Consider the following 22,313-nt stretch of genomic DNA (forward strand, 5'->3'; position numbering starts at 1 on the left):
GGGGTCGTGGACGGTCGGCGGGGGGTACGATTCGGCGGCGTGATGATCACGTACGAGTGGCGGGGCGACTTCGACAACGCCGCTCTCAACGCGCTGCACGCCGACGGTTTCGGTCATCCGGTCACCGCGGCCGACTGGCGGGCGCGGGTCGGGCGTCACAGTCTGGGCTGGGTCTGCGCCCGGCGGGACGACGCTCTCGTCGGCTTCGTGAACGTCGCCTGGGACGGCGGGGCCCACGCCTTCCTGCTGGACACAGTGGTCGCCCCGGCGTGCCGGTCCCGGGGCGTGGGCGCGTCACTGGTCGCCCGCGCGGCCGACGGGGCCCGGCGCGCCGGCTGCGCGTGGCTCCACGTCGACTTCGAGGAGCACCTGCGCCCGTTCTACCTGGATTCCTGCGGGTTCGCGGAGACGTCCGCGGGTCTCATCGCCCTGCGGAGCTGAGCCCCCGAGCCGGGAACGGGCGCTCCGCGTACGGCGGCTGGTATTACTGATGCATGCAGGAAGAGACCGCGCGGTCCGCGATCGACACGTTCATCTCCGCGTTCAACGCCTCGGACGACGCCTATGTGACGGCCCTGCTGTCCCAGGCCCTGACCCCGGACGTGGTCTTCTGGGGGCCGCTCGGGCGCAGTGAAGGGATCGAGGCGGTCGAGCGGTTCGTGCGGGACATCCGGCGCCACCCGGCGGGGGCCGGCACGATGGTGCGCTGCTCGGCGGTGGACATGCCCGACGAATGGGCCCGGTACCAGTGGGTCTTCACCCTGCCCGACGGAGGCCCCCGCCTGGCGGGAACGGACGTCGTCCACCTGCGACGGAACCTCATCGACCAGGTCATCGTCTTCGCGGGGGAGATCGGACCGCCCGCCTCCTGAGCCGCCCTCCCCCGGCACCCGGATGCCCTGCGTCATGCTGCTCCAGCAGCTTTGACCGGGTGCACTAGTTTTCCGGCGACGCCCGCTGGCACCGCCACTCGTCGGGCGGCGGACTCACCGGAGGACGACCCATGCCACGACAGGCGCCGTATCTCGCGATGGCCGATGTGCTGCGCGCGCGGATTCTCGCGGGAGAGTGGGGTGTCGGGGAACGGCTGCCGTCCCGGGCCCGTCTCGCGCGGGAGTACGGGGTCGGGCGCAACGTCGTACAGCGGGCGATGGACCGTCTGATCATCGAGGGCCTCCTCGAAGGGCGGGCCGGTTCGGGCACCTATGTGCGGGTGCCGCGCGAACGCCTGCGGCTGGTGCGCTCCCGGCACCGGGAACGACGGGGTGCCGCTCCCGCCGGTACCAGGGAGCGGGGCCGGGCCGACGCCTGGGACGCGCACAGCGTGGTACGTGTGCCCGCTCCCGAGGAGATCGCCGGGCGGCTGGCCATCGGCGTGGGCGATCTGTGCGTGACCACCCACTACGAGTTCCTGGCCGGGGGACAGCCCGTGCAGCTCTCCGAGTCGTGGGAGCCGATGGCCCTGACGGGCGGCACACCCGTCGTGCTGCCCGAGACGGGCCCGCTGGCGGGCAAGGGCGTGGTCGCGCGCATGCGGTCCATCGGGGTGGTCGTCGAGACCGTGGTGGAGGTGCCGCGTCCGGCCCGCGCCACCCGGGAGCAGGCGCTCCTGCTGGGGATCGGCCTCGGGGATCTGGTGCTGCGGATCGAACGGACCATCTTCGCCACGGACGGACGCCCGGTGGAGACCGCCGACATCGTCATCCCCGACGCGCGCCGGGAAGTGGTCTACGAGTTCGGCGTCGAGCGGCCGTAGACACCGCGCGGACACGGCAACGGCCTTTCCACGGACAGTGACGGGAGATTCGTATGTCCAAGGCGTCCCGGCTCGGGCTGCTGCGCGACCCGGACTTCGGGCGGCTGTTCGCCGCCACCGCGCTCGGGCAGCTGGGCGACCGCATCGTGTTCCTGGCGCTGCCGCTGGCCGCGCTGGAGGCGACGCACGCCGACGAGTTCCGGCTCGGGCTGCTGGCCGCGGCGACCACGGCGGGTTCGCTGCTGGTCGGGCTGCCGGCCGGCGCGTGGGTGGACCGTGCGCGGAAACGGCCGGTGCTGGCCGGCGCCGATCTGCTGCGCGCGCTGGTCCTGTCGACGGTTCCGGTGGCGTGGTGGGCGGGGACGCTCACCATCGGCTGGCTCTACGCGGTCGCCCTGGTCCATGGTGTGCTGACCGTCTTCTTCGATGTCGCCTACGCCGGTTACCTTCCGCATGTGGTGGGGCGCGGTCGGCTCCTGGAGGGCAACGCGAAGCTGTCGGCGGTGCGTTCGGTGACGAGTATTGGCGGGCCGACGGTGGCCGGGCCGCTGGCCGCTCTGGTGGGAGCCCCGGCGGCGCTGAGTGCGAGTGCGGCCGGGATGGCCGTGTCGGGGCTGCTCGCGCTGACCGTCCGGACCCGCGAGCCGCGGCCGGAGCCGGGCCCGGGTCCCCGGCTGGGCCGGGAGATCGCGGAAGGGGTGCGGTTCGTGTTCGGGCACCCCGTCCTGCGTGCGGTCGTGCTGGGCGACGCGGTGTTCAACCTGTTCCTGGCCCTGTACCAGAGCATGCTGCTGGTCTTCCTGACGCGTGAGGCCGGTCTGACCCCGTCGGGCATCGGCCTGGTGCTGGCCGGGATGGGATGTGGGGCCCTGCTGGGCGCGCTGCTGGCCACCAGGGTCTCGGCGCGCGTGGGGCAGGGCCGGGTCGTCTGGTTGGCGTCCCTGGCCACTTGCCCGTTGACCGCCCTGATGCCGGTGGCCCGGCCGGGCTGGGGCCTCTACGCGGGCGCGGCCGGGCTCGCGGCTCTGTCGCTGGGCGGGGTCGTCCGGGTCGTGGCCCAGTCGAGCCTGCAACAGGCCCTGACGCCTGACCGGTTGCTGGGCCGGATGAGCGCGACGGCGCGCTTCGTGTCCTGGGCCGGTATTCCGCTGGGCGGGGTGCTGGGCGGGGTCTCGGGTGCCGTGTTCGGTGTCACGGCCACCCTGTGGGCCGGGGCCGTGGGCATGACGTTGAGTGTGCTGCCCAGTCTGTTGTCCCCGCTGCGGGGTTCGGGTGGCGGGGTGGTGCCGGTGCCGCGGGTGTCCGCCTGATCTCAGAGTCGGGTGAGGATCGCGTCGAGGCCGAACTCGAAGCGGGCGTCGAAGGATTCCGCGCCCAGGTGGGCCAGGGTGCGGTGCAGGGCGGGGTGGGTGTCCGCGGAGACCGCCCGGGCCAGGCTTCCGTCCCGGGGCCGGGCGGCGGCCGACTGTTCCTCCTGGGCCAGGCCGAGCGTGAAGTAGACCAGGGCCCACATGGTCCAGGCCGCCTCGCGTTCGGTCATGCCGCCGTCGAGCAGGGCGCCGACGAGTGCCTCGGCGAAGCGCAGGGTGTGCGGCTCGGCGGGGTAGGTGCCGGTCACCAGGGCGGCGCCGTCACGGCGGGCGAGCAGCGCGCGGCGGTAGCGGCGGACGAGTTCGCGCGCCCGGTCGTCCCAGGCGTCGGGCAGGCGGTCGAGCGGGGCCTCCCCGACGACGGCGTCCGCCATCAGCTCCAGCAGCCGGGCCTTGGTCTTCACATGCCACAGCACGGTGTTCATCCGGACCCCGAGGCGGTCGGCGACCGCTCGGGTGGACAGGGCGTCGAGCCCGTTCTCGTCCAGCAGTTCCAGGGCCGTGCGCACCACCGCGCCGGCGTCCAGCCGGGGGCCGCGCTCCGCATCCGCTTGCTTCTTGGTCACTGACCTAGTTTACTGCGCCCACGACTATTGGTCACTGACCAAGAAGGAGGCAGGCGTGGAACAGCAGGTCGTCATCGCCGGAGGAGGCCCCGTCGGGCTCTGGCTCGCCGCCGAACTGCGGCTGGGCGGGGTCACGGTCACCGTCGTGGAGGAACGCCGGGAGCGCGACCAGCGGTCCAGGGCGCTCACCGTGCATCCGCGCACCCTGGAGATCCTGGCGTCCCGGGGTGCCCACGGCCCCTTCCTCAAGGCGGGGACCCCCATCCCGGGCGGCCATTTCGGCGGGCTCGGCACCCGGCTGGACTTCCGGGCGCTGGACACCCCGTTCCCGTACACCCTGGCGCTCCCGCAGGCCAGGACGGAGGAGTTCCTCGAGGAGCGTGCGCTCGCGCTCGGCGCCCGCCTCCTGCGCGGACACCGCGTCACCGGCCTGACCCAGGCACCGGACGCGGTGACCGTGCGCGTACAGGGCCCCGAGGGGCCGTACGAACTGCGGGCCGCGTACGCCGTCGGCTGCGACGGAGTGCGCAGCACCGTCCGCGCGGCGGCCGGCATCGGCTTCCCCGGCACGCCCGCCACCGTCCTGGGCTTCCTCGGGGACGTACGGCTGGACAGCCCCCCGCCGCCCGGATTCAGTGTCTGCGGCCCGTCCGGCGGGCTGATGGCCGTACCGCTGCCCGGCGGGACGACCCGGCTGGTCGGCATCACCCCGGACGACCTGACGGCCATCTGGCCGGGCGATCTCACCCTGGACGAACTGCGGGCCAAGGTACGGGCGATCGCCGGGCGGGACTTCGGGCTGCGCGACCCCGTCTGGCTCTCCCGCTTCGGCAACGCCACCCGGCAGGCCGAGCGCTACCGCGACGGGCGGGTGCTGCTCGCCGGGGACGCCGCCCACCAGCACTTCCCCACCGGCGGGGTGGGCATGAACGTGGGCATCCAGGACGCGCACAACCTCGGCTGGAAGCTCGCGGCCGTCCTCGCCGGCCGGGCCGGCGAGACACTGCTGGACTCCTACCACGACGAGCGCCACCCGGTGGGCGCCCGCCTGCTGGAGAGCAGCCGCGCCCAGACCGCCCTGATGACGGCCTTCTCACCGGAAGGGCTGGCGCTGCGCGCGGAGTTGGGCGCACTGCTGGCCGCCCAGCCGGCCCTCAACGCGACACTGGCCGAGCGGGTCTCCGGGCTCGCCGACGGCTACCCTCCCGAGGACCCGGCCGCTCATCCGCTCACCGGCACCCGCGCCCCGGATCTGGCCGTCGAGGGCTCCGAGGGGCTGTTCTCCCTGCTGCGCCCGGGCCGCCCGCTCCTGCTCGACCTCGCCGGGGACCTGCCCGCCGGACCCCCGGCGCCGGGCACCGTCCGGCACACCGGCGCCCTCCTCGGGTCACCGGCGGCCTGGGCCGGGGTGCGTACCGCACTGATCCGCCCGGACGGCCATGTCGCCTGGGCCAGGACGGAACGGGACCGCACGGCCGAAGAGCACGGGCGCTGAGGGGGGTTGAGGGAAACCAAGGGAAACCGAGGAAACCCCGAGGCAAAAAGAACGAAGGCAAGGAGGTCACCCACTCCTTGCCACTCTCAACTTATAGCGCACAGGGGGCCTTGCGGCAAGGCCCCCTTCGTACCGCAGAATCATCGACCTGAGCCGGGAAGCCGCCGAAATGGGAGTTCTGCGAAGTGCGTGTGCTGTTGTCGACCTATGGGTCACGTGGGGACGTGGAACCGCTGGCGGGGCTCGCGGTCCGGTTGCGTGAGCAGGGCGCCCAGGTGCGGGTGTGCGCGCCGCCGGACGAGGACTTCGCGCGGCGGCTGGCCGACGTCGGCGTGCCGCTGGTGCCGGTCGGTCCCTCGGCCCGCGCGCTGACGCGGGCGGCGCCGTCCCCCTCCTCCCTGCCCGAGCGCGCGGCCCGGCTGATCGCCGGGCAGCTCGGGCCGGTCACCGAGGCGGCCGAGGGCTGCGATCTGCTGGTGGCGACCGGTGCGCTGCCCGCCGCCGCGGGCGCGCTGTCGGTGGCCGAGAAACTGGGCATCCCCTCGGTGTCCGTCACCTTCCAGCAGCTCACCCTGCCCGCGCCGCACCGCCGGCCGCTGGCCTACCCGGGCCGCCCGCTCCCGCCGGAGGTGACCGACCACAAGGCACTGTGGGAACTGGACGCGCGGAACGTCAACGCGCTGTTCCGCGAGGCTCTCGACACCCATCGGGCGTCCCTCGGTCTGCCGCCGGTGGACGACGTCCGCGCCTACGTCGTAGGCGACCGGCCCTGGCTGGCGAGCGATCCGTTCCTGGACCCGTGGCACGAGACGGCGGGCCTCGACGTCGTACAGACCGGCGCGTGGATCCTGCCCGACACACGACCGCTGCCCGCCGACCTGATGGCGTTCCTCGACGCCGGCGCCCCACCGGTCTACGTGGGTTTCGGCAGCATGCCCCTGCACGCGGCGGCGGACATGGCCCGCGTCGCCGTCGAGGCGGTCCGCGCGCAGGGCCGCCGTATGGTCCTGGCACGCGGCTGGGCGGAGCTGTCTCCCGGCGGCGACCGGGACGACTGCTTCGAGGTCGGGGAGGTCAACCAGCAGGCGCTGTTCGCCCGGGTGGCCGCCGTCGTGCACCACGGCGGCGCGGGCACCACGACGACGGCCGCCCGGGCCGGAGCGGCCCAGGTGGTGGTGCCCCAGGTGGCCGACCAGCCGTACTGGGCGGGCCGGGTCGCCGAACTGGGCATCGGCGCGGCCCACGACGGCCCCGCCCCCACCGTCGCCTCGCTGTCGGCGGCGCTCCGCACGGCGCTCGCCCCCGAGACCCGCGCGCGGGCGACCTCCGTGGCGGGCCGGGTCCGCGCGGACGGGGCGTCGGTGGCGGCGCGACTGCTGCTCGACGGCGTCACTTCCCGCTGACAGAACCATCAGCCCTGCCGACACGACCGCCACTCCCCGCTGACGGGAATCACCAGTCCGGCCGGCACGACTGCCGCTCCCTGCTGACAGAATTGCCAGTCCGGCTGACAGAACCGCGATTCCCGGCGGACCGGGTCACCACTCCCTGCTGACAGAACCGCCGGTCCAGTCCCTCCGGATCGCCAGTCCCGGCCGGCGCTACCGTCAGTCCCCTCCGGCTCGGCCTCCGGCCCCGACTCCCCCGACGCCCCGGACGCCCCGCCCCGACGCCACGACCACTACCCGGCCGAACCAGCGGCCACATCGGAGACACCCACGTGACACCCCACCTGACCACCAGCGCCTTCGACCTTCCCGACCGGCTGTCCGCCAAGGCCGATCCGGCGCTGATCGCCGACGACGAACGGCACTTCGCGGCGATCGCGGAGTGTCTCGAACAGTCGATCGCCGAGCTGTCCGCCCGTCTCGACGCCGAACGCAGGGCACCCGGCGGCACCGGCCGGCAGGCGATGGACCGGGACGCGGAGATCCACCGGCTGACCGCCCGGCTGCGCACGCTGCGCCGCTTCGGCCTGGACCTGTGCCTGGGACGCATGGTCGTCGCGGACGACCCCGAGCCGGTGTACGTCGGGCGGCTCGGCCTCACCGACAGCACGGGCCGGCGGCTGCTGGTCGACTGGCGTTCCCCCGCGGCCGAGCCGTTCTTCGGGGCCACCCACGCCCACCCGATGGGCCTGGCGAGCCGCCGCCGGTACCGCTGGACGAACGGCCGGATCGGTGACTACTGGGACGAGGTGTTCACCGCCGAGGGCCTGGTGGGGCACGCCGCGCTGGACGACCAGTCCGCGTTCATCGCCGGTCTCGGCGGCAGCCGTTCGGAGCGGATGCGGGATGTGCTCGGCACCATCCAGGCCGACCAGGACGCCATCATCCGGGCGGGCTCCCGGGGCGCGCTCGTGGTGGACGGCGGCCCGGGCACCGGAAAGACCGTCGTCGCCCTGCACCGTTCCGCCTACCTCCTGTACGCCGATCCCCGGCTCGGCCACCGCAGGGGCAGGGTGCTGTTCGTCGGCCCGCACCGGCCGTACCTGTCCTACGTCTCCGATGTGCTGCCCAGCCTCGGCGAGGAGGGCGTGCAGACCTGCACACTGCGGGACCTCGTCGCCGAGGGAGCGCAGGCGGTGGCCGAGGCCGACCCGGAGGTGGCCCGGCTGAAGTCGTCCGCGCGGATGGTGCGGGCGATCGAGACGGCCGTGAGGTTCTACGAGGAACCGCCCGCCGAGGGCATGACGGTCACCACCCCCTGGTCCGACATCCGGCTGAGCGCCGACGACTGGGCGGCGGCGTTCGACGCGGCGGAACCGGGCACGCCCCACAACGAGGCCCGCGAGCAGGTACTCGAGGAGCTGCTGACGATCCTTCAGGACAAGCACGACGGCGATGCGCCGCCCGAGTTGCTGCGCAGGTCGCTGCGGGCGAACCGGCAGCTGCTGGCGGCCGTCGACCGGGCGTGGCCGCTGCTGGAGGCGGCCGACCTGGTCGGGGACCTGTGGACGGTGCCCGCCTATCTGCGGCTGTGCGCGCCCTGGCTGGACCGCGACGAGGTCCGGCGGTTGCAGCGCGCGGACGCCCAGGCCTGGACGGTGTCGGACCTGCCGCTGCTGGACGCGGCACGGCAGCGGCTCGGCGACCCGGACGTGGCGCGGCGCGAACGCCGGCGCGTGGCGGTCCTCGCGGCGCAGCGGGAGCGCATGACGCAGGTCGTCGACAACCTGATAGAGGCCGTGGCGACCTCCGGGGCCGACGGGGACGACGGTGAGGGCCTGGTGCGGATGCTGCGCGGCGAGGACGCCAAGGTCAGCCTGGTGGACGAGTCCGAACTGCCCTCGGCCGACCCCGACCTGCTCGCCGGGCCGTTCGCGCACATCGTGGTGGACGAGGCGCAGGAACTGACCGACGCCGAGTGGCAGATGCTGCTCCAGCGGTGCCCGTCCAGGAGCTTCACCATCGTCGGGGACCGGGCGCAGGCCAGGCACGGGTTCACGGAGTCGTGGCGGGAGCGGCTCGAACGGGTGGGGTTCGACCGGATCCGCCTGGCCTCCCTGAGCGTGAACTACCGGACGCCGGAGGAGGTCATGGCGGAGGCCGAGCCGGTCATCCGGGCCGCGCTGCCCGACGCCAACGTGCCTGTGTCCGTGCGCCGCAGCGGTGTTCCCGTGGTCCACGGGCCGGTCGCGGACCTGCGCCCGGTCCTGGACGCCTGGCTCGCCGCACACGCCGAAGGGATCGCCTGTGTCATCGGCGACCCCACGTTCCCGGCGACGCCCCGGGTCCGCTCGCTGCCGCCGGAGCTGACGAAGGGTCTCGAATTCGACCTGGTCGTCCTCGTCGACCCGGACCGCTTCGGCACCGGCGTCCAGGGAGCGGTGGACCGCTACGTCGCCATGACCCGGGCCACCGGACGGCTGGTCCTCCTCACCGGCCCGTGACCCCGTTCCGGCGGCGCCCCGGGGCATGCGACGATCCTGACGCGACGAAGGAGGGGCCTGTGCGGTTGCGCGATGTGTCACCGGGCGATGTCGACGCCTATGTCCGGATGCGGTGCGATCCCGTGATGATGACCGACCTCGGCGGGCCCCTGCCCCGCGCGGGGGTGGCGGACAAGGTCGCGCGGGACGTCCGCCAGGCGGCGGCCGACGCGGCATGGATCAAGATGATCGTTCCCGACCCGGACCGTCCCCGCGTGGTGGCGGGCACGGTGACGATCTGGTCCCACGACACCGGCGACGGGCCGCTCTCGGAGATCGGGTGGATGGTGCTGCCGGAGTTCCAGGGGCGCGGGCTGGGCAAGCGAGCCGTCCGGGCGCTGCTGGAGCAGGCCCGGGACCAGGATCGCTGGGGCGTGGTGCACGCCTTTCCCGCGATCGGCAACGCGGCGTCGAACGGCATCTGCCGGTCCGTGGGCTTCCGGCTCCGGGGGGAGACCGAGGTGGACTTCGCGGGCCGGGTGATCCGGGCCAACCACTGGGCCATCGATCCGCGGACGATCGGGCACCGATGACGACTACGGGCCCGGACCGCACCGGCGGAGGAGACCGGCCGGTGTCCGGCCCGGACTTCTACGCTCATGTGGCTACGCGCGCCGAGGTGCTCGGGGTGGGGATCGGGTCCGCGCCCGGGGACTGGGAAGCGGTGTTGGGGGCGGACTGTGTGGACGATCCCGGCAAAGGGCTGCTGCGCCGGGACCACGGGCTGGTGGAGATCTCCTTCTCGGCGGACGGCGGGCCCCTGTCCTGCTTCGGGATCAGCGTGCAGGCGCACCGGCTGATCCACGGGCAAGGGGTGCCGCCGGCCCTGGCGCGGGCGTACGGGGAGTTCGCGCCCCGTGTCCGGTTCGAGGAGGTGCGGGCCGGGATCCTCGCCCTGGGGTGCACGGTCGAGCCCGACGACCTCTCGGGCGACGTGCACCGCTACCGCGTGCCCGAGTCCGGCGTCCGCGTCTTCGTCGTCGACGACCCCGACCCGTACGGCGACGGTGATCACGACGTCCACGATCCCGAGCTCCACCAGGCGGGCGACATCTGGTCGTTGAGCGTATCGCCGGCCTGGTGGGAGCGGAGCCGGTAGGCCGCGCGCCGGCCGTACGGTCGTCACCGTGTCGCCGGTGTGACGCATGCCCGTAGACTCGGTGCGCCCTGGCCCGTCCGCACACCTTCGTCGGGAATCGGATGAACTCTCGGCTACGCACCCTCGGCAGCGGCCTCGTCACCTGCGCCGCTCTCGTCTGGTTCGGCTGCCAGGCGATCGACGGTTCCGGCGCGCTGCGACTCTGGGCGGCCTTCATGCTGGTCGTCGCCGTGGTGACGGGTGCCGGTGCCGTCCTGGACCGTCTCCGTTCGCGGCCCGGGCGCCGCCGGGCGCGCGAGCGCGGGGTTCAGCCTTCGAAGCGGTAGCCCATGCCCGGTTCGGTGATCAGATAGCGGGGGCGGGAGGGGTCGGTCTCCAGTTTGCGCCGCAGCTGGGCCATGTAGACGCGCAGGTAGTTGCTCTTGTCGCTGCGCGAGACCCCCCAGACCTCCTGGAGCAGCCGTTTCTGTGTGACGAGCCGGCCGGGGCGGGTGACCAGGATCTCCAGCAGATGCCATTCGGTGGGGGTGAGGCGGACCTCCCGGCCGTCGCGCACGGCCTTCTTCGCGCACAGGTCGATGGTGAAGGCATCCGTCTCCACCACGGTCGGCTCCGGAACCGGCGGTGCCTCCTCGGCGCGGCGGACGGCGGCCCGTAACCGGGCGAGCAGCTCGTCCATGCTGAACGGCTTGGTGACGTAGTCGTCGGCGCCGGCGTCCAGCGCGGCGACCTTCTCGTCCGAGGCCTGCCGGGCGGACAGCACCAGGACGGGGACGCGGGTCCAGCCGCGCAGGGCCCTGAGCACGTCGACGCCGTCCATGTCGGGCAGGCCGAGGTCCAGCAGCACGACGTCGGGCCGCCGGGCGGCGGCGAGGCGGAGCGCGGTGGCTCCGTCGGGAGCCGTGTCGACGCCGTACCGGCGGGCCCGGAGGTTGATCAGGAGGGCCCGTACGAGCTGCGGGTCGTCCTCCACGACGAGGACCCGGGTCATGGGTGTGCACCTTTCCTGTCATGGCCGTGGGAGCCGACGGCACCGGCACGCGCCATGGTGCCGCCGGCTCCCGTGCGGTCGTGCGGGGCCGTCACCGCCTGGCCGTGAGGTCCTTGAGCGCGATGTTCAACTCCAGGACGTTCACGCGTGGTTCGCCGATGAATCCCAGCGTGCGCCCCTCGGTGTGGTCGGCGACCAGCTCGCGTACCGCGGTGACGGGCAGGTGGTTGCGCGCGGCGACCCGGCGGACCTGGAGGGCGGCGTAGGCCGGGGAGATGTCCGGGTCCAGGCCGGAGCCTGAGGAGGTGACGGCGTCGGCGGGGACGTCCGAGGGGCTGACCGGGTGACCGGGCACCGAGTTGTCCCGGACGACCTTGGTCTTGGCGTCCTCGACCTGCCGGAGCAGTTCCTTGTTGTCGGCGGCGAGATTGGTCGCCCCGGACACGAGCAGCCGGTACTGGGTGTTGACCGAGTTCTCGGCCAGTCCGTGTGCCGGGCGGGGCTGGAAGTACCGGAGGCTGTAGCCCTGTTGTCCGATCAGGGAGGAGCCGACGACCTTGCCGTCCGCCTTGATCTCGGAGCCGTTGGCCGCGCCGGGGAAGAGCGCCTGGGCCACACCTGTGACGGCCAGCGGATAGAGGACGCCTGTGAGCACGGTCAACACCAGCAGTGCGCGCAGGCCGGCGCCGAGCAGACGGCCGGTGTTCACAACGGAGTTCTTCATGTCCTTCACGCGATCCCGGGGATCAGAGAGACGAGCAGGTCGATGAGCTTGATGCCGGCGAACGGCGCGATGAGGCCGCCGACGCCGTAGATCCCGAGGTTGCGGCGCAGCATCCGGTCCGCGCTCATCGGCCGGTACCGCACGCCCTTCAGGGACAGCGGCACCAGCGCGACGATGATCAGCGCGTTGAAGACGACCGCCGACAGGATCGCGGAGTCCGGCGAGGACAGGTGCATGATGTTCAGCTTGTCCAGGCCCGGGTAGACCGCCGCGAACAGCGCCGGGATGATCGCGAAGTACTTCGCCACGTCGTTGGCGATGGAGAACGTCGTCAACGCGCCCCGGGTGATGAGGAGTTGCTTGCCGATCTCGACGATCTCGATCAGCTTGGTCGGGTCGGAGTCGAGGTCGACCATGTTGCCGGCCTCCTTGGCGGCCGACGTGCCGGTGTTCATGGCCACGCCGACGTCCGCCTGGGCGAGGGCGGGCGCGTCGTTGGTGCCGTCGCCGGTCATCGCGACCAGCCTGCCGCCGGCCTGCTCCCGTTTGATGAGTGCCATCTTGTCCTCGGGGGTGGCCTCGGCGAGGAAGTCGTCCACGCCCGCCTCCTCGGCGATGGCCTTGGCGGTCAGCGGGTTGTCACCCGTGATCATGACCGTTCTGATGCCCATGCGGCGCAGCTCCTCGAACCGCTCCCGCATGCCCTCCTTGACGACGTCCTTGAGGTGGATGACGCCGAGCACCCGGGCGCCGTCCGCGTCCTCCACCGCGACCAGCAGCGGGGTGCCGCCGGCCGCGGAGATCCGGTCGGCGATCCGGTCCGCGTCCTCGGCGACCGTGCCGCCCCGCTCCACCACCCAGGCGATGACCGAGGCGGAGGCGCCCTTGCGGACCCTGCGGCCGTCGACGTCCACGCCGGACATGCGGGTCTGGGCGGTGAAGGCGACCCATTCGGCGCCGGCGAGTTCGCCGCGGTGCCGTTCCCGCAGCCCGTACCCCTCCTTCGCCAGGACCACGACGGAGCGGCCCTCGGGGGTCTCGTCGGCCAGCGACGACAGCTGGGCGGCGTCGGCGAGCTCGGCCCGGGTCGTACCGCGCACCGGCACGAACTCGGCGGCCTGCCGGTTGCCGAGGGTGATGGTGCCGGTCTTGTCGAGCAGCAGCGTCGAGACATCACCGGCGGCCTCGACCGCACGCCCCGACATGGCCAGCACGTTGCGCTGCACGAGGCGGTCCATGCCCGCGATGCCGATCGCGGAGAGCAGGGCGCCGATCGTGGTCGGGATCAGGCAGACCAGCAGGGCGACCAGCACCACCATCGTCAGATGGGTGCCGGCGTGATCGGCGAACGGCGGCAGGGTGGCGCAGGCCAGCAGGAACACGATGGTCAGCGAGGCCAGCAGGATGTTCAGCGCGATCTCGTTCGGCGTCTTCTGCCGGGCCGCGCCCTCCACGAGGCCGATCATCCGGTCGATGAAGGTCTCCCCGGGCCGGGTGGTGATCCTGACGACGATCCGGTCCGACAGGACCTTCGTACCGCCCGTGACGGCGCTGCGGTCGCCGCCGGACTCGCGGATGACCGGCGCGGACTCGCCGGTGATGGCCGACTCGTCCACGGACGCGACGCCCTCCACCACGTCCCCGTCACCGGGGATGACGTCCCCGGCCTCGCAGACCACCAGGTCGCCGACGGTCAGCGCGGTGCCGGGGACCCGCTCCTCGGCGCCGTCCGGCAGCAGCCGGCGGGCGACGGTGTCGGTCTTGGCCTTGCGCAGGGTGTCGGCCTGGGCCTTGCCCCGGCCCTCGGCGACCGCCTCCGCCAGGTTGGCGAAGAGCACGGTCAGCCACAGCCAGGCGCTGATGGTCCAGCCGAACCAGTCGCCGGGGTCCTTCAGGGAGAAGACCGTGGTCAGCACGGAGCCGATCCACACCACGAACATCACGGGAGACTTGACCATCACCCGCGGGTCGAGCTTGCGGAAGGCGTCCGGCAGCGACTTGACGAGCTGCCGGGGGTCGAAGAGGCCCGCTCGGACGCGGCCCTCGGCCGTCTGGTGCCCCGTCGGTGTGTCGTGGTGGGGCGCGAGGGTGGGAGTGGACATCGAGTCCTCTTGCTCGTGTACGTCGGTGCTCATCACGCCAGGCCCTCCGCGAGCGGGCCCAGTGCCAGGGCCGGGAAGTAGGTGAGACCGGTGATGATCAGGATGGCGCCGACCAGCAGGCCGGTGAACAGCGGCTTCTCGGTGCGCAGGGTGCCCGCCGTCACCGGGACGGGCCGCTGCCCGGCCAGCGAGCCGGCGAGGGCCAGCACGAACACCATCGGCAGGAAGCGGCCGAGCAGCATGGCGAGTCCGGTCATGGTGTTGAACCAGTCGGTGTTCGCGTTCAGGCCGGCGAAGGCCGAGCCGTTGTTGTTCGACGCCGAGGTGAACGCGTACAGGACCTCGGAGAAGCCGTGCGCGCCCGGGTTGAGCATCGAGTGCGGCGGGGTCGGCAGGGCGAGGGAGGCCGCGGTGAAGACCAGTACCAGTGCCGGGGTGACGAGGATGTAGCAGGCGGCCAGCTTCATCTCCCGGGCGCCGATCTTCTTGCCCAGGTACTCGGGGGTGCGGCCGACCATCAGGCCGGCGATGAACACCGCGATCACCGCCATGATCAGCATGCCGTACAGGCCGGAGCCGACACCGCCGGGCGCGATCTCGCCCAGCATCATGCCGAGCATCGTGATGCCGCCGCCCAGGCCCGTGAAGGAGGAGTGGAAGGAGTCCACCGCACCGGTCGACGTGAGCGTGGTCGTCACCGCGAAGATCGACGAGCCGCCGGTGCCGAAGCGGACCTCCTTGCCCTCCATCGCCCCGCCCGCGGCCTGGAGCGCCGGGCCGTGGTGGGCGAACTCGGTCCACATCATCAGCGCGGTGAAGCCCAGCCAGACGCCGGCCATGGTGCCGAGGATCGCGTACCCCTGCCGCACGTTGCCGACCAGTACGCCGAAGGTGCGGGTCAGTGAGAAGGGGATCACCAGGATGAGGAAGATCTCCAGCAGGTTCGTGAACGGGGTCGGGTTCTCGAACGGGTGGGCGCTGTTGGCGTTGGCGACGCCGCCGCCGTTGGTGCCCAGCTCCTTGATGGCCTCCTGCGAGGCGTAGGCGCCGCCGCCCCACTGCTGCCGGCCGCCCATGAACTGCCCGACCTCGTGGACGCCGGAGAAGTTCTGCAGCGCTCCGCACGCCACCAGCACCACGGCGGCGAGGGCCGCGACGGGCACCAGGATCCGCAGGGTGCCGCGCACCAGGTCGGCCCAGAAGTTGCCCAGTTCACCGGAGCGCGACCGGGCGAAGCCACGGACCAGCGCCACCGCCACCGCCATGCCCACGGCGGCCGAGACGAAGTTCTGCACGGCCAGGCCGGCGGTCTGCACGACATGGCCCATGGTCTGCTCGCCCGCGTACGACTGCCAGTTGGTGTTGGTCACGAACGACACGGCCGTGTTGAACGACTGCGCGGGAGTGACCGCGGAGAAGCCGAGCGAGCCGGGCAGGACGCCCTGGAGCCGCTGGAGCAGATAGAGGAAGAGGACACCGGCGAGCGAGAAGGCCAGCACAGCGCGCAGATACGCGGGCCAGGTCATCCGGGCGTCGGGGTCGGCGCCGATGCCCCGGTAGATCCACCTCTCCGCCCGCAGGTGCTTCTCGGAGGAGTAGACCCGGGCCATGTAGTTGCCGAAGGGGATGTGGACGAGCGCCAGCGCGCCCACCAGGGCGAGCAGTTGGAGCACGCCTGCCAGTACGGGACCCATGTGCGTGCTCAGAACCTCTCCGGGAAGATCAGGGCGAGGACGAGATAGCCCAGCAGGGCGACGGCCACGACCAGGCCGGCGATGTTCTCGGCGGTCACAGCTTCGTCACCCCCTTGGCGACGAGAGCCACCAGCGTGAAACCGGCGAGCACGGTGACGACGAAGGCCAGATCGGCCATCGCGAACTCCTGGAGTGAGGTTCGGTGGAAACGGACGAGTACGAGGAAAGCGCCTCTCTGGCCGGATCCGGCCGCTTGTTGACGCCTCCCTTACGGCCTCACCCGCGTCTTTGACGGTTCTCTTACGGCTACCGGTCGTCCCCGGCGGCCGGCCGCGTGTTCTCACGAGGCGGTCGGGACGGCCGGAACCTCAGGCGGCAGATCACCGCGTCCGTCTCCCGGCGCACGGCGTGCGCGACGACCGCGCCCCGCTGGTTCCGCAGCAGCCCCTGCCACAACCGCTCCGGCTCGGTCTCCGGGATCAGCACGGTGACCCGGGTGCCGGGCCGGGCGGCGGTCACCTGCCGGACGTAGGCGGCGATCGGCCGGCCGAGGCCGCGCCGGGCGCAGCTCAGCCGCACCAGCGGCACCCCGGGGTCCCACGCGGCCCAGGACCGCTCCAGGGCGTGCACCGCGGCGCGGTCCTCCGGGTCCGGGTGGCACACGGTCACGGCCCGGACCTCGTCGCCCAGGGAGACGGCGGCCGTCAGCGCCTCGAAGGTCAGCCGGGACAGCGAGGACACCGGGACGATCACCAGCGAGCGCTCGCGGTGCGGGGGCTCCGGGACGCGGCCGAGGCCGAGCCGCTCCCCGATGCGGTCGTAGGCCCGGTGCACGGCGACGAAGGCGGCGACCAGCAGGGGCAGCGTCACGACCACCAGCCAGGCGCCCTCGGTGAGCTTGCTCGCCGTGACCACGCCGGCCGAGACGCCGGTGAGCAGCGCGCCGAGGCCGTTGAGCAGGGCCTTCCCGCGCCATCCGGGTCCTCGCTCCAGGCGCCAGTGCCGGACCATGCCCACCTGGGCGACGGTGAAGCCGACGAAGACCCCGATCGCGAACAGCGGCACCAGCGTGTTGGTGTCACCGCCCGAGAAGACCAGCAGGCCCGCCGAGACCCCGGCGAGGGCCAGGACGCCGTGCCGGTGCACCTGCCGGTCGGCCTTGAGCGCGAAGACGTGCGGCAGGTAGTTGTCCCGGGCGAGCAGCTCCAGCAGCACCGGCAGGCCGCCGAAGGAGGTGTTCGCGGACAGCGCCAGCAGGATCATGGTGGCGAACTGCAGGACGTAGAAAGCCCCGTTGTGGCCGAGGGAGGCGTCCGCGAGCTGGGCGAGGACCGTCACGCCCGCGACCGGCTGGAGGTGGAAGCGGCCGATCAGCACGGCCAGGCCGATCAGCATCAGGCCGAGGACGGCGCCGAGGGCGGCCTCCGCGCGCTGTGCCCGCCGCACCCGCGGGGCGCGGAAGGAGGGGACGGCGTTGGCGATGGCCTCGACTCCGGTCAGGGCGCTGCACCCGGAGGCGAAGGCCTTGAGCAGGAGCAGCGCCCCGACCCCGCCTGCGTTGTCCGCGACCACCGAGGCATGACCGGCCGCGGTCGCCGTACTGACCGGGGCGGACCGGAACAGCCCCACGACGATCAGCGCGAGGACGGCGCCCACGAAGACGACGGCCGGCACGATGAACGCCTTCGCCGACTCCGCGATCCCCCGCAGGTTGACGCCCGTGACCAGGGCGAGCACGGCGAGGCACAGCCACAGCCGGGCGCCGTACAGGGCGGGGAAGGCGGACGTCAGCGCGGCCACGCCCGCCGTGACGGCGACGGCCACGTTCAGGACGTAGTCCAGCACCAGTGAGGCGGCGGCCACCAGGCTGGTGCGCGTGCCCAGGTGCGCCTTGGCCACCGCGTACGAGCCGCCGCCGTCGGGGAAGGCCGCGATCACCTGCCGGTAGGAGGCGACGAGTACGGCGAGCAGCGCGGCGATGGCCAGGGTGACGGGCAGGGTGAATCCCAGGCCCCGGGCGCCCGCGGCGGCCAGCACCAGGGCGATGGCCTCCGGGCCGTACGCCACGGAGGCCATCGCGTCCAGGGACAGCGCTGCCAGGCCGGTGACGGCGGTCAGGCGGTGCCGTTCCCCGGTATCGGGCGGCTCCTCGCCGGCGGGGGCGGCGCCGGGCCCGGTGGTCAGGACGGACATGGGTGCGTGCTCCTTCGTTCTTCGGTCGCGTGTGCGGTGCCCCAGGGTGTGTCCGGTTCCGGCCGCCCCCGACCGGTCCCTTACGGGACCTTGGCGCCCGGCGCCCCCGCGCTGACGGGATCTTGACGCCCGCGCGCGGAATCACGCCGGGAAAGTCGCACCGGCGGCGGGCCGGCTTCATCAATGTGCGTCTGCCGGTGCCGGTGGTGGCCGGGCGCGGGCCACGGTAGGCCGGCGGGCAGGGGGGAACTCGTGTCCTCATGCACATCGATCTCACAGGACGTACCGCACTGGTCACCGGCTCGACGCAGGGCATCGGTGCCGCCATCGCCGTCGCGCTGGCCCGGGCCGGGGCCCGGGTGGGTGTCAACGGCCGTGACGAGCGGCGGGTGACCGCGAGCGTGGAGGCGCTGGCGCGGGAGGTGCCCGGCGCCGAGCCGGTACCGGTGGCCGCCGATGTCTCCACCGACGAGGGCGCGGCCCGGGTCGCGCAGCTGCTGCCGCGGGTGGACATCCTCGTCAACAATCTCGGCGTCTTCGGCACCGCCGACCCGCTGGAGATCACCGACGCGGAGTGGCGGCGCTACTTCGAGGTGAACGTCCTCGCCGCCGTGCGGCTGACCCGGCTGTATCTGCCGGGCATGACCGAGCGCGGCTGGGGCCGCGTCCAGTACGTGGCGAGCGACTCCGCGGTGGTCACCCCCGCGGAGATGATCCACTACGGGATGTCGAAGACCGCCCTGCTGGCGGTGAGCCGGGGCTTCGCCAAGAAGGCCGCGGGCACGGGCGTGACGGTGAACTCGGTCATCGCGGGACCCACCCACACCGGCGGGGTCGAGGACTTCGTATACGAGCTGGTCGACCGGGAGCTGCCCTGGGAGGAGGCGCAGCGCGAGTTCATGCGCCGGCACCGTCCGCAGTCCCTGATCCAGCGGCTGATCGAGCCGGAGGAGATCGCCCACATGGTCGTCTATCTCGCCTCCGATCAGGCGTCGGCGACGACCGGCGGCGCGCTGCGCGTCGACGGCGGGTACATCGACTCGATCCTCCCCTGACCCGTCCCGGGGCCGGGGGCGGTGCCCGAACGGGCAGCGGAAAGGTTTTCACGTGACCGATCTCACGGTCGCCCGTGCCCGGCTCCTTTCATTCATCATCCGGTAAATAAACGGTCTGTAAAACGATGCCTCGACGGACCGTCCAGCCAGTAGGCAGGAGGTATAACGAGACCATAAGTGACCGACACATGACGACAGTTGACAACGTTGATCTGGACAGATAACGTTTCAGTCTGCTATGTGTTTCTAATCTTTAATTCGGGGATCGACCAGCAAGGCCGCGGACACCCCGCATGGATTTCAGCCAATTATTGGCCGAAAGTCCGTGCGGGGTGTCCACAGTACGCGGCGCAAACGGGAGACCAGAGGATGCAACGCCTCTCGCGATGCAGGCAGGGAACACACCGGCGGACGCGCGCACGCCGCGCCGCCGGTCAGCAGCCGTCCGCCAGGGCCCGAACCGCTCCGGCGCGCCGCCTTTGCGACGCCGTCGCCGCCCTTGTGAACTCTCCACGCACCGTCGCGTGACACCCCGCCACCACCCATCACGCGATAAGCGGAGCATGATCCGGTTCGGAATTCAGAATCCATGGGGAGAGGCACGATGCATATCTTCGGCCGTTCGAGAGAACTCCAGTCCCTGGCCGAGGCATTCGACGACAGTGCACGGGGAAACGGCCGACTCGTGATCATCACAGGGGGCCCCGGATCCGGCAAGACCCAGTTGTTGCACGAATTCCTCACCACGCTGCACAGTGCCGACGCCCGCGTACTGACCGGTACGGCCAGTACGGCGGAACGGGCCCAGCCGATGAGTCTGGTCGGGCAATTACTCGACCGCCGTCCCCAGGACCCCGAGCCCCACCCCCTCCCCACGTCCGCCGTGCCCCCGGCGGCCGAGGCGGCCGAGGCGCTGCTGCGCCTGGTCCCCGGCGAACGGCCCCTGGTCATCGCCCTCGACGACGCCCACGCCATGGACCCGGACTCCCTGACGACGGTCGTCCACCTGCTGCGCCGCAGCCGCTCCCGGCGGGTGCTCGTGGTGTGCGCCACCTCCGGGCACCTCGGCGCGCTCCACACGGCCGCGCACACCGAGCTGCTGCGCCAGCCGCACCGGCGGGTCCGGCTGGCCCCGCTGTCGGAGGCGAGCGTCGGCGAACTGCTCGCCGCCCAGGCCGGACGCACCCTGCCGGGGCCCGTGTGCGACGCCTACCACCAGGCCACCGCCGGCAGCCCGCTGCTCGTGCACGCCCTGCTGGACGACAGCGCCGGCCTCGGCCCCGAGATCGGCCCGCCCGTTCCCGGCGCCGCCTACCGCCAGGCCGTACTGTCCCTGCTGCACCGCGGCGAGGCCGGCCAGGTCCGGGTGGCCCGGGCCCTGGCCGCGCTCGGCGCCCCGGTGCCGGGCGCCGCCGTCGCGGAGCTGGCCGGCACCACGCCCGCCGGCGCCCAGGAAGCCGTCGCCGTCCTCAACTCCTCCGGCCTGCTGGACGGGCACGCCTTCCGGCACCCCACCGCCGCCGCGGCCGTCCTGGAGGACATGGACACCGGCGCCCGCACCGAGCTGCACGGCCGGATCGCCCATCTGCTGTATCGTTCCGGCGCCCCCGCCGTCGAGGTGGCACGGCATCTGCACGCCGCGGACCTGGTGCCGGCGCGCTGGGGCGCGGAGGTGCTGCGCGCCGCCGCCGAACAGGCGCTGGCCGCCGACGACGTGGAGCGCTGCACCGCCTATCTCGGCATGGTCCTGCGCGTCTGCGCCGACCCGCGCGAGGGCCACGCCCTGTCGGTGGCCCTGGCCCGAGCCCAGTGGCGTACCAACCCGGCGGCGGCCGGCCCCCATCTGGAGCCGCTGCGCGAGGCCGCGCTGGACGGCGAGCTGAGCATGCGGGACACCGCCACCGTGCTGCGCTATCTGCTGTGGCGGGGCGACACCGGGCTGGCGGCCAAGGCCGTGGCCACGCTCGTACGCGTCCAGTCGCCCGCCGACGCGCAGATCGTCGCCGAGGTGGAGTTCGTACGGCAGTGGTTCTACGGCGTGGCGCTGCCCGGCAGAAGTGTCCCGGTCGCCGGCCTCGACACACGCCCCCGCCCGGTGCGCGCCGACGCCGGCGGACTGGCCTCCCGGGTGGCGGCCCTGGTCGGCGGCGAGGCCACCGACGAGTCCGCGGCGGCCGTCGCGCAGGCCCTGCAAGGACACCGGCTGGACCACCTCAACCTCGAACTGGTCGCGATGTCCCTGCTGGCCATCGCCCACGCCGACCGGCCCGCGCTGGCCGCCGACGCCTGCGACGGGCTGCTGGAGTGCGCCGTGGAGCGCCGGGCGACGACCTGGCGGGCCCTGCTCGGCTCCATCCGGGCCGAGATAGCCCTGCTCCAGGGGGACGTGACCACCGCGTCGCAGGGCGCGCTCGACGCGCTCGGCCTCCTGGGCCCCCAGAGCTGGGGGGTGCTCATCGGCCTGCCGCTGTCGACGGCCATCTCCGCGTACACCGCCCTCGGCTCCTACGCCGAGGCCGAGGAACTGCTCCGGCACGATGTGCCGGAACCCATGTTCCGTACCGTGTTCGGCATCCAGTACCTGCGTGCCCGCGGCCACCACCACCTCGCCACCGACCGGCCGTTCGCGGCGCTGAGCGACTTCGAGACCTGCGGACGGCTGCTGCGCGAGGGCAACCCGAACCTCCAGAAGGGCATCCCCTGGCGGTCCGACCTGGCCCTGGCCAACCTGCGGATCGGCAAGGCCCGCACGGCCCGCGAGTGGGCCGAGGAGCAGCTGCGGCTGCCCGGCGGGCACAGCTCCCGGGCCCGGGCCATGGCCCTGAGGCTGCTCGCCGCGACCTGCAAGCCGCACCGCCGGGCCTCGCTGCTGCGCGAGGCGATCGACCTGCTCAAGACGTGCGGCGACCGCTACGCGCTGGCCCAGGCGTACGCCGACCTGTCCGCCGCGCACTACGAACTCGGCGAGTACGCCCGGGCCCGGCTGGTGGCCCGGCAGGCGGCCCGGGAGGCCGAGGCCTGCCGGATCGAGTCGCCGGTCGACGCGCACCTGCTGGAGGATCCGGTACGGCCCGAAGCCGCCGAGTCCGAGGACGGCCAGGCCCTCCTGAGCGACGCCGAGTGCCGGGTCGCCGGGCTGGCCGCGCTCGGCTACACCAACCGCGAGATCAGCACCCGGCTGCACGTCACGATCAGCACGGTGGAGCAGCACCTCACCCGGGTCTACCGCAAGCTGCAGGTGGCCAGCCGTGCGGAGCTGCCGTCGAAAATGCTGGAGCATCGCATCCCCAAGCTGTCGGACCGCTGGGCCGAGACCCACTCGTCGGCGGGCTGAGCG

The 22,313-nt window shown here is 72.8% G+C and carries 19 protein-coding genes; 12 read left to right on the top strand and 7 right to left on the bottom strand.

What is annotated here, in order from left to right:
- Positions 1–39 precede the first annotated feature (39 nt).
- The 4 genes from IE251_RS35355 (at position 40) to IE251_RS35370 (ending at position 3,066) form a co-directional block, all read left to right on the top strand.
- Entirely contained in the window at positions 40–441 is a 402-nt protein-coding gene (locus tag IE251_RS35355; protein ID WP_189757037.1) for a GNAT family N-acetyltransferase, read from the top strand.
- 53 nt (positions 442–494) lie between these two features.
- A complete protein-coding gene (locus IE251_RS35360; RefSeq protein ID WP_189757038.1) occupies positions 495–872 on the top strand; it encodes a nuclear transport factor 2 family protein in 378 nt (125 codons plus the stop codon).
- A 131-nt stretch (positions 873–1,003) separates the two neighbouring features.
- Entirely contained in the window at positions 1,004–1,756 is a 753-nt protein-coding gene (locus IE251_RS35365) for a GntR family transcriptional regulator (protein ID WP_189757039.1), read from the top strand.
- A gap of 53 nt (positions 1,757–1,809) precedes the next feature.
- Positions 1,810–3,066 carry an MFS transporter gene (locus tag IE251_RS35370; protein WP_189757040.1) on the top strand — a complete coding sequence of 419 codons (1,257 nt, stop codon included), beginning with the start codon at positions 1,810–1,812 and terminating at the stop codon, positions 3,064–3,066.
- Positions 3,067–3,068: 2 nt separating this feature from the next.
- Here the strand turns inward: IE251_RS35370 and IE251_RS35375 are convergent, their stop codons facing one another.
- Positions 3,069–3,692, bottom strand: coding sequence for a TetR/AcrR family transcriptional regulator C-terminal domain-containing protein (locus IE251_RS35375; protein ID WP_189757041.1), 624 nt, complete (start codon positions 3,690–3,692; stop codon positions 3,069–3,071).
- A 55-nt stretch (positions 3,693–3,747) separates the two neighbouring features.
- Between IE251_RS35375 and IE251_RS35380 the strand changes: the two genes are divergently transcribed.
- The 6 genes from IE251_RS35380 (at position 3,748) to IE251_RS35405 (ending at position 10,543) form a co-directional block, all read left to right on the top strand.
- Entirely contained in the window at positions 3,748–5,187 is a 1,440-nt protein-coding gene (locus IE251_RS35380) for an FAD-dependent monooxygenase (RefSeq protein ID WP_189757042.1), read from the top strand.
- 185 nt (positions 5,188–5,372) lie between these two features.
- Positions 5,373–6,590 (top strand): glycosyltransferase, encoded by a 1,218-nt coding sequence (locus IE251_RS35385; RefSeq protein WP_189757043.1) that lies wholly within the window; start codon positions 5,373–5,375, stop codon positions 6,588–6,590.
- Between the two features lie 317 nt (positions 6,591–6,907).
- A complete protein-coding gene (gene helR / locus IE251_RS35390; protein WP_189757044.1) occupies positions 6,908–9,079 on the top strand; it encodes an RNA polymerase recycling motor ATPase HelR in 2,172 nt (723 codons plus the stop codon).
- A gap of 59 nt (positions 9,080–9,138) precedes the next feature.
- On the top strand, positions 9,139–9,651 hold the full coding sequence (locus IE251_RS35395; protein ID WP_189757045.1) for a GNAT family N-acetyltransferase: 513 nt from the start codon (positions 9,139–9,141) through the stop codon (positions 9,649–9,651).
- Positions 9,648–10,217, top strand: a complete 570-nt coding sequence (locus tag IE251_RS35400; RefSeq protein WP_189757046.1) for a hypothetical protein — start codon at positions 9,648–9,650, stop codon at positions 10,215–10,217. The genes IE251_RS35395 and IE251_RS35400 overlap by 4 nt, the downstream gene beginning before the upstream one ends.
- Positions 10,218–10,318: 101 nt before the next feature.
- A complete protein-coding gene (locus IE251_RS35405; protein ID WP_189757047.1) occupies positions 10,319–10,543 on the top strand; it encodes a hypothetical protein in 225 nt (74 codons plus the stop codon).
- Here IE251_RS35405 and IE251_RS35410 read toward each other — a convergent pair.
- The 6 genes from IE251_RS35410 to IE251_RS35435 all read right to left on the bottom strand — a co-directional run bounded on the left by IE251_RS35410 (position 10,525) and on the right by IE251_RS35435 (position 17,921).
- Positions 10,525–11,208, bottom strand: a complete 684-nt coding sequence (locus tag IE251_RS35410; protein ID WP_189757048.1) for a response regulator — start codon at positions 11,206–11,208, stop codon at positions 10,525–10,527. The two genes, IE251_RS35405 and IE251_RS35410, sit on opposite strands and share 19 nt — an antisense overlap.
- Before the next feature lie 91 nt (positions 11,209–11,299).
- The gene (locus IE251_RS35415) at positions 11,300–11,932 is read right to left on the bottom strand and encodes a potassium-transporting ATPase subunit C (RefSeq protein ID WP_189757049.1); all 633 of its coding nucleotides are present in this window, start codon (positions 11,930–11,932) and stop codon (positions 11,300–11,302) included.
- A gap of 5 nt (positions 11,933–11,937) precedes the next feature.
- Positions 11,938–14,067 (bottom strand): potassium-transporting ATPase subunit KdpB, encoded by a 2,130-nt coding sequence (gene kdpB / locus IE251_RS35420; protein WP_189757050.1) that lies wholly within the window; start codon positions 14,065–14,067, stop codon positions 11,938–11,940.
- Positions 14,067–15,728, bottom strand: coding sequence for a potassium-transporting ATPase subunit KdpA (kdpA, locus tag IE251_RS35425; protein WP_189757051.1), 1,662 nt, complete (start codon positions 15,726–15,728; stop codon positions 14,067–14,069). The genes kdpB and kdpA overlap by 1 nt, the downstream gene beginning before the upstream one ends.
- 8 nt (positions 15,729–15,736) lie before the next feature.
- Entirely contained in the window at positions 15,737–15,826 is a 90-nt protein-coding gene (gene kdpF, locus IE251_RS35430; protein WP_037655415.1) for a K(+)-transporting ATPase subunit F, read from the bottom strand.
- A 208-nt stretch (positions 15,827–16,034) separates the two neighbouring features.
- On the bottom strand, positions 16,035–17,921 hold the full coding sequence (locus IE251_RS35435) for an APC family permease (protein WP_189757052.1): 1,887 nt from the start codon (positions 17,919–17,921) through the stop codon (positions 16,035–16,037).
- Positions 17,922–18,181: 260 nt separating this feature from the next.
- Between IE251_RS35435 and IE251_RS35440 the strand changes: the two genes are divergently transcribed.
- Both IE251_RS35440 and IE251_RS35445 read left to right on the top strand, forming a co-directional pair.
- Positions 18,182–18,976, top strand: coding sequence for an SDR family NAD(P)-dependent oxidoreductase (locus tag IE251_RS35440; protein ID WP_189757053.1), 795 nt, complete (start codon positions 18,182–18,184; stop codon positions 18,974–18,976).
- 604 nt (positions 18,977–19,580) lie between these two features.
- The gene (locus IE251_RS35445) at positions 19,581–22,310 is read left to right on the top strand and encodes an AAA family ATPase (protein WP_189757054.1); all 2,730 of its coding nucleotides are present in this window, start codon (positions 19,581–19,583) and stop codon (positions 22,308–22,310) included.
- Positions 22,311–22,313 lie beyond the last annotated feature (3 nt).

Source organism: Streptomyces eurythermus (genome assembly GCF_014649115.1).
Lineage (GTDB): Bacteria > Actinomycetota > Actinomycetes > Streptomycetales > Streptomycetaceae > Streptomyces > Streptomyces eurythermus.

Coding starts and splice junctions, on each gene's coding strand:
- IE251_RS35370 (WP_189757040.1), top strand. CDS start 1,810: ATGTCCAAGGCGTCCCGGCTCGGGCTGCTGCGCGACCCGGACTTCGGG.
- IE251_RS35400 (WP_189757046.1), top strand. CDS start 9,648: ATGACGACTACGGGCCCGGACCGCACCGGCGGAGGAGACCGGCCGGTG.
- IE251_RS35360 (WP_189757038.1), top strand. CDS start 495: ATGCAGGAAGAGACCGCGCGGTCCGCGATCGACACGTTCATCTCCGCG.
- IE251_RS35410 (WP_189757048.1), bottom strand. CDS start 11,208: ATGACCCGGGTCCTCGTCGTGGAGGACGACCCGCAGCTCGTACGGGCC.
- IE251_RS35445 (WP_189757054.1), top strand. CDS start 19,581: ATGCATATCTTCGGCCGTTCGAGAGAACTCCAGTCCCTGGCCGAGGCA.
- IE251_RS35405 (WP_189757047.1), top strand. CDS start 10,319: ATGAACTCTCGGCTACGCACCCTCGGCAGCGGCCTCGTCACCTGCGCC.
- IE251_RS35415 (WP_189757049.1), bottom strand. CDS start 11,932: ATGAAGAACTCCGTTGTGAACACCGGCCGTCTGCTCGGCGCCGGCCTG.
- kdpA (WP_189757051.1), bottom strand. CDS start 15,728: ATGGGTCCCGTACTGGCAGGCGTGCTCCAACTGCTCGCCCTGGTGGGC.
- IE251_RS35435 (WP_189757052.1), bottom strand. CDS start 17,921: ATGTCCGTCCTGACCACCGGGCCCGGCGCCGCCCCCGCCGGCGAGGAG.
- kdpB (WP_189757050.1), bottom strand. CDS start 14,067: ATGAGCACCGACGTACACGAGCAAGAGGACTCGATGTCCACTCCCACC.
- IE251_RS35365 (WP_189757039.1), top strand. CDS start 1,004: ATGCCACGACAGGCGCCGTATCTCGCGATGGCCGATGTGCTGCGCGCG.
- IE251_RS35440 (WP_189757053.1), top strand. CDS start 18,182: ATGCACATCGATCTCACAGGACGTACCGCACTGGTCACCGGCTCGACG.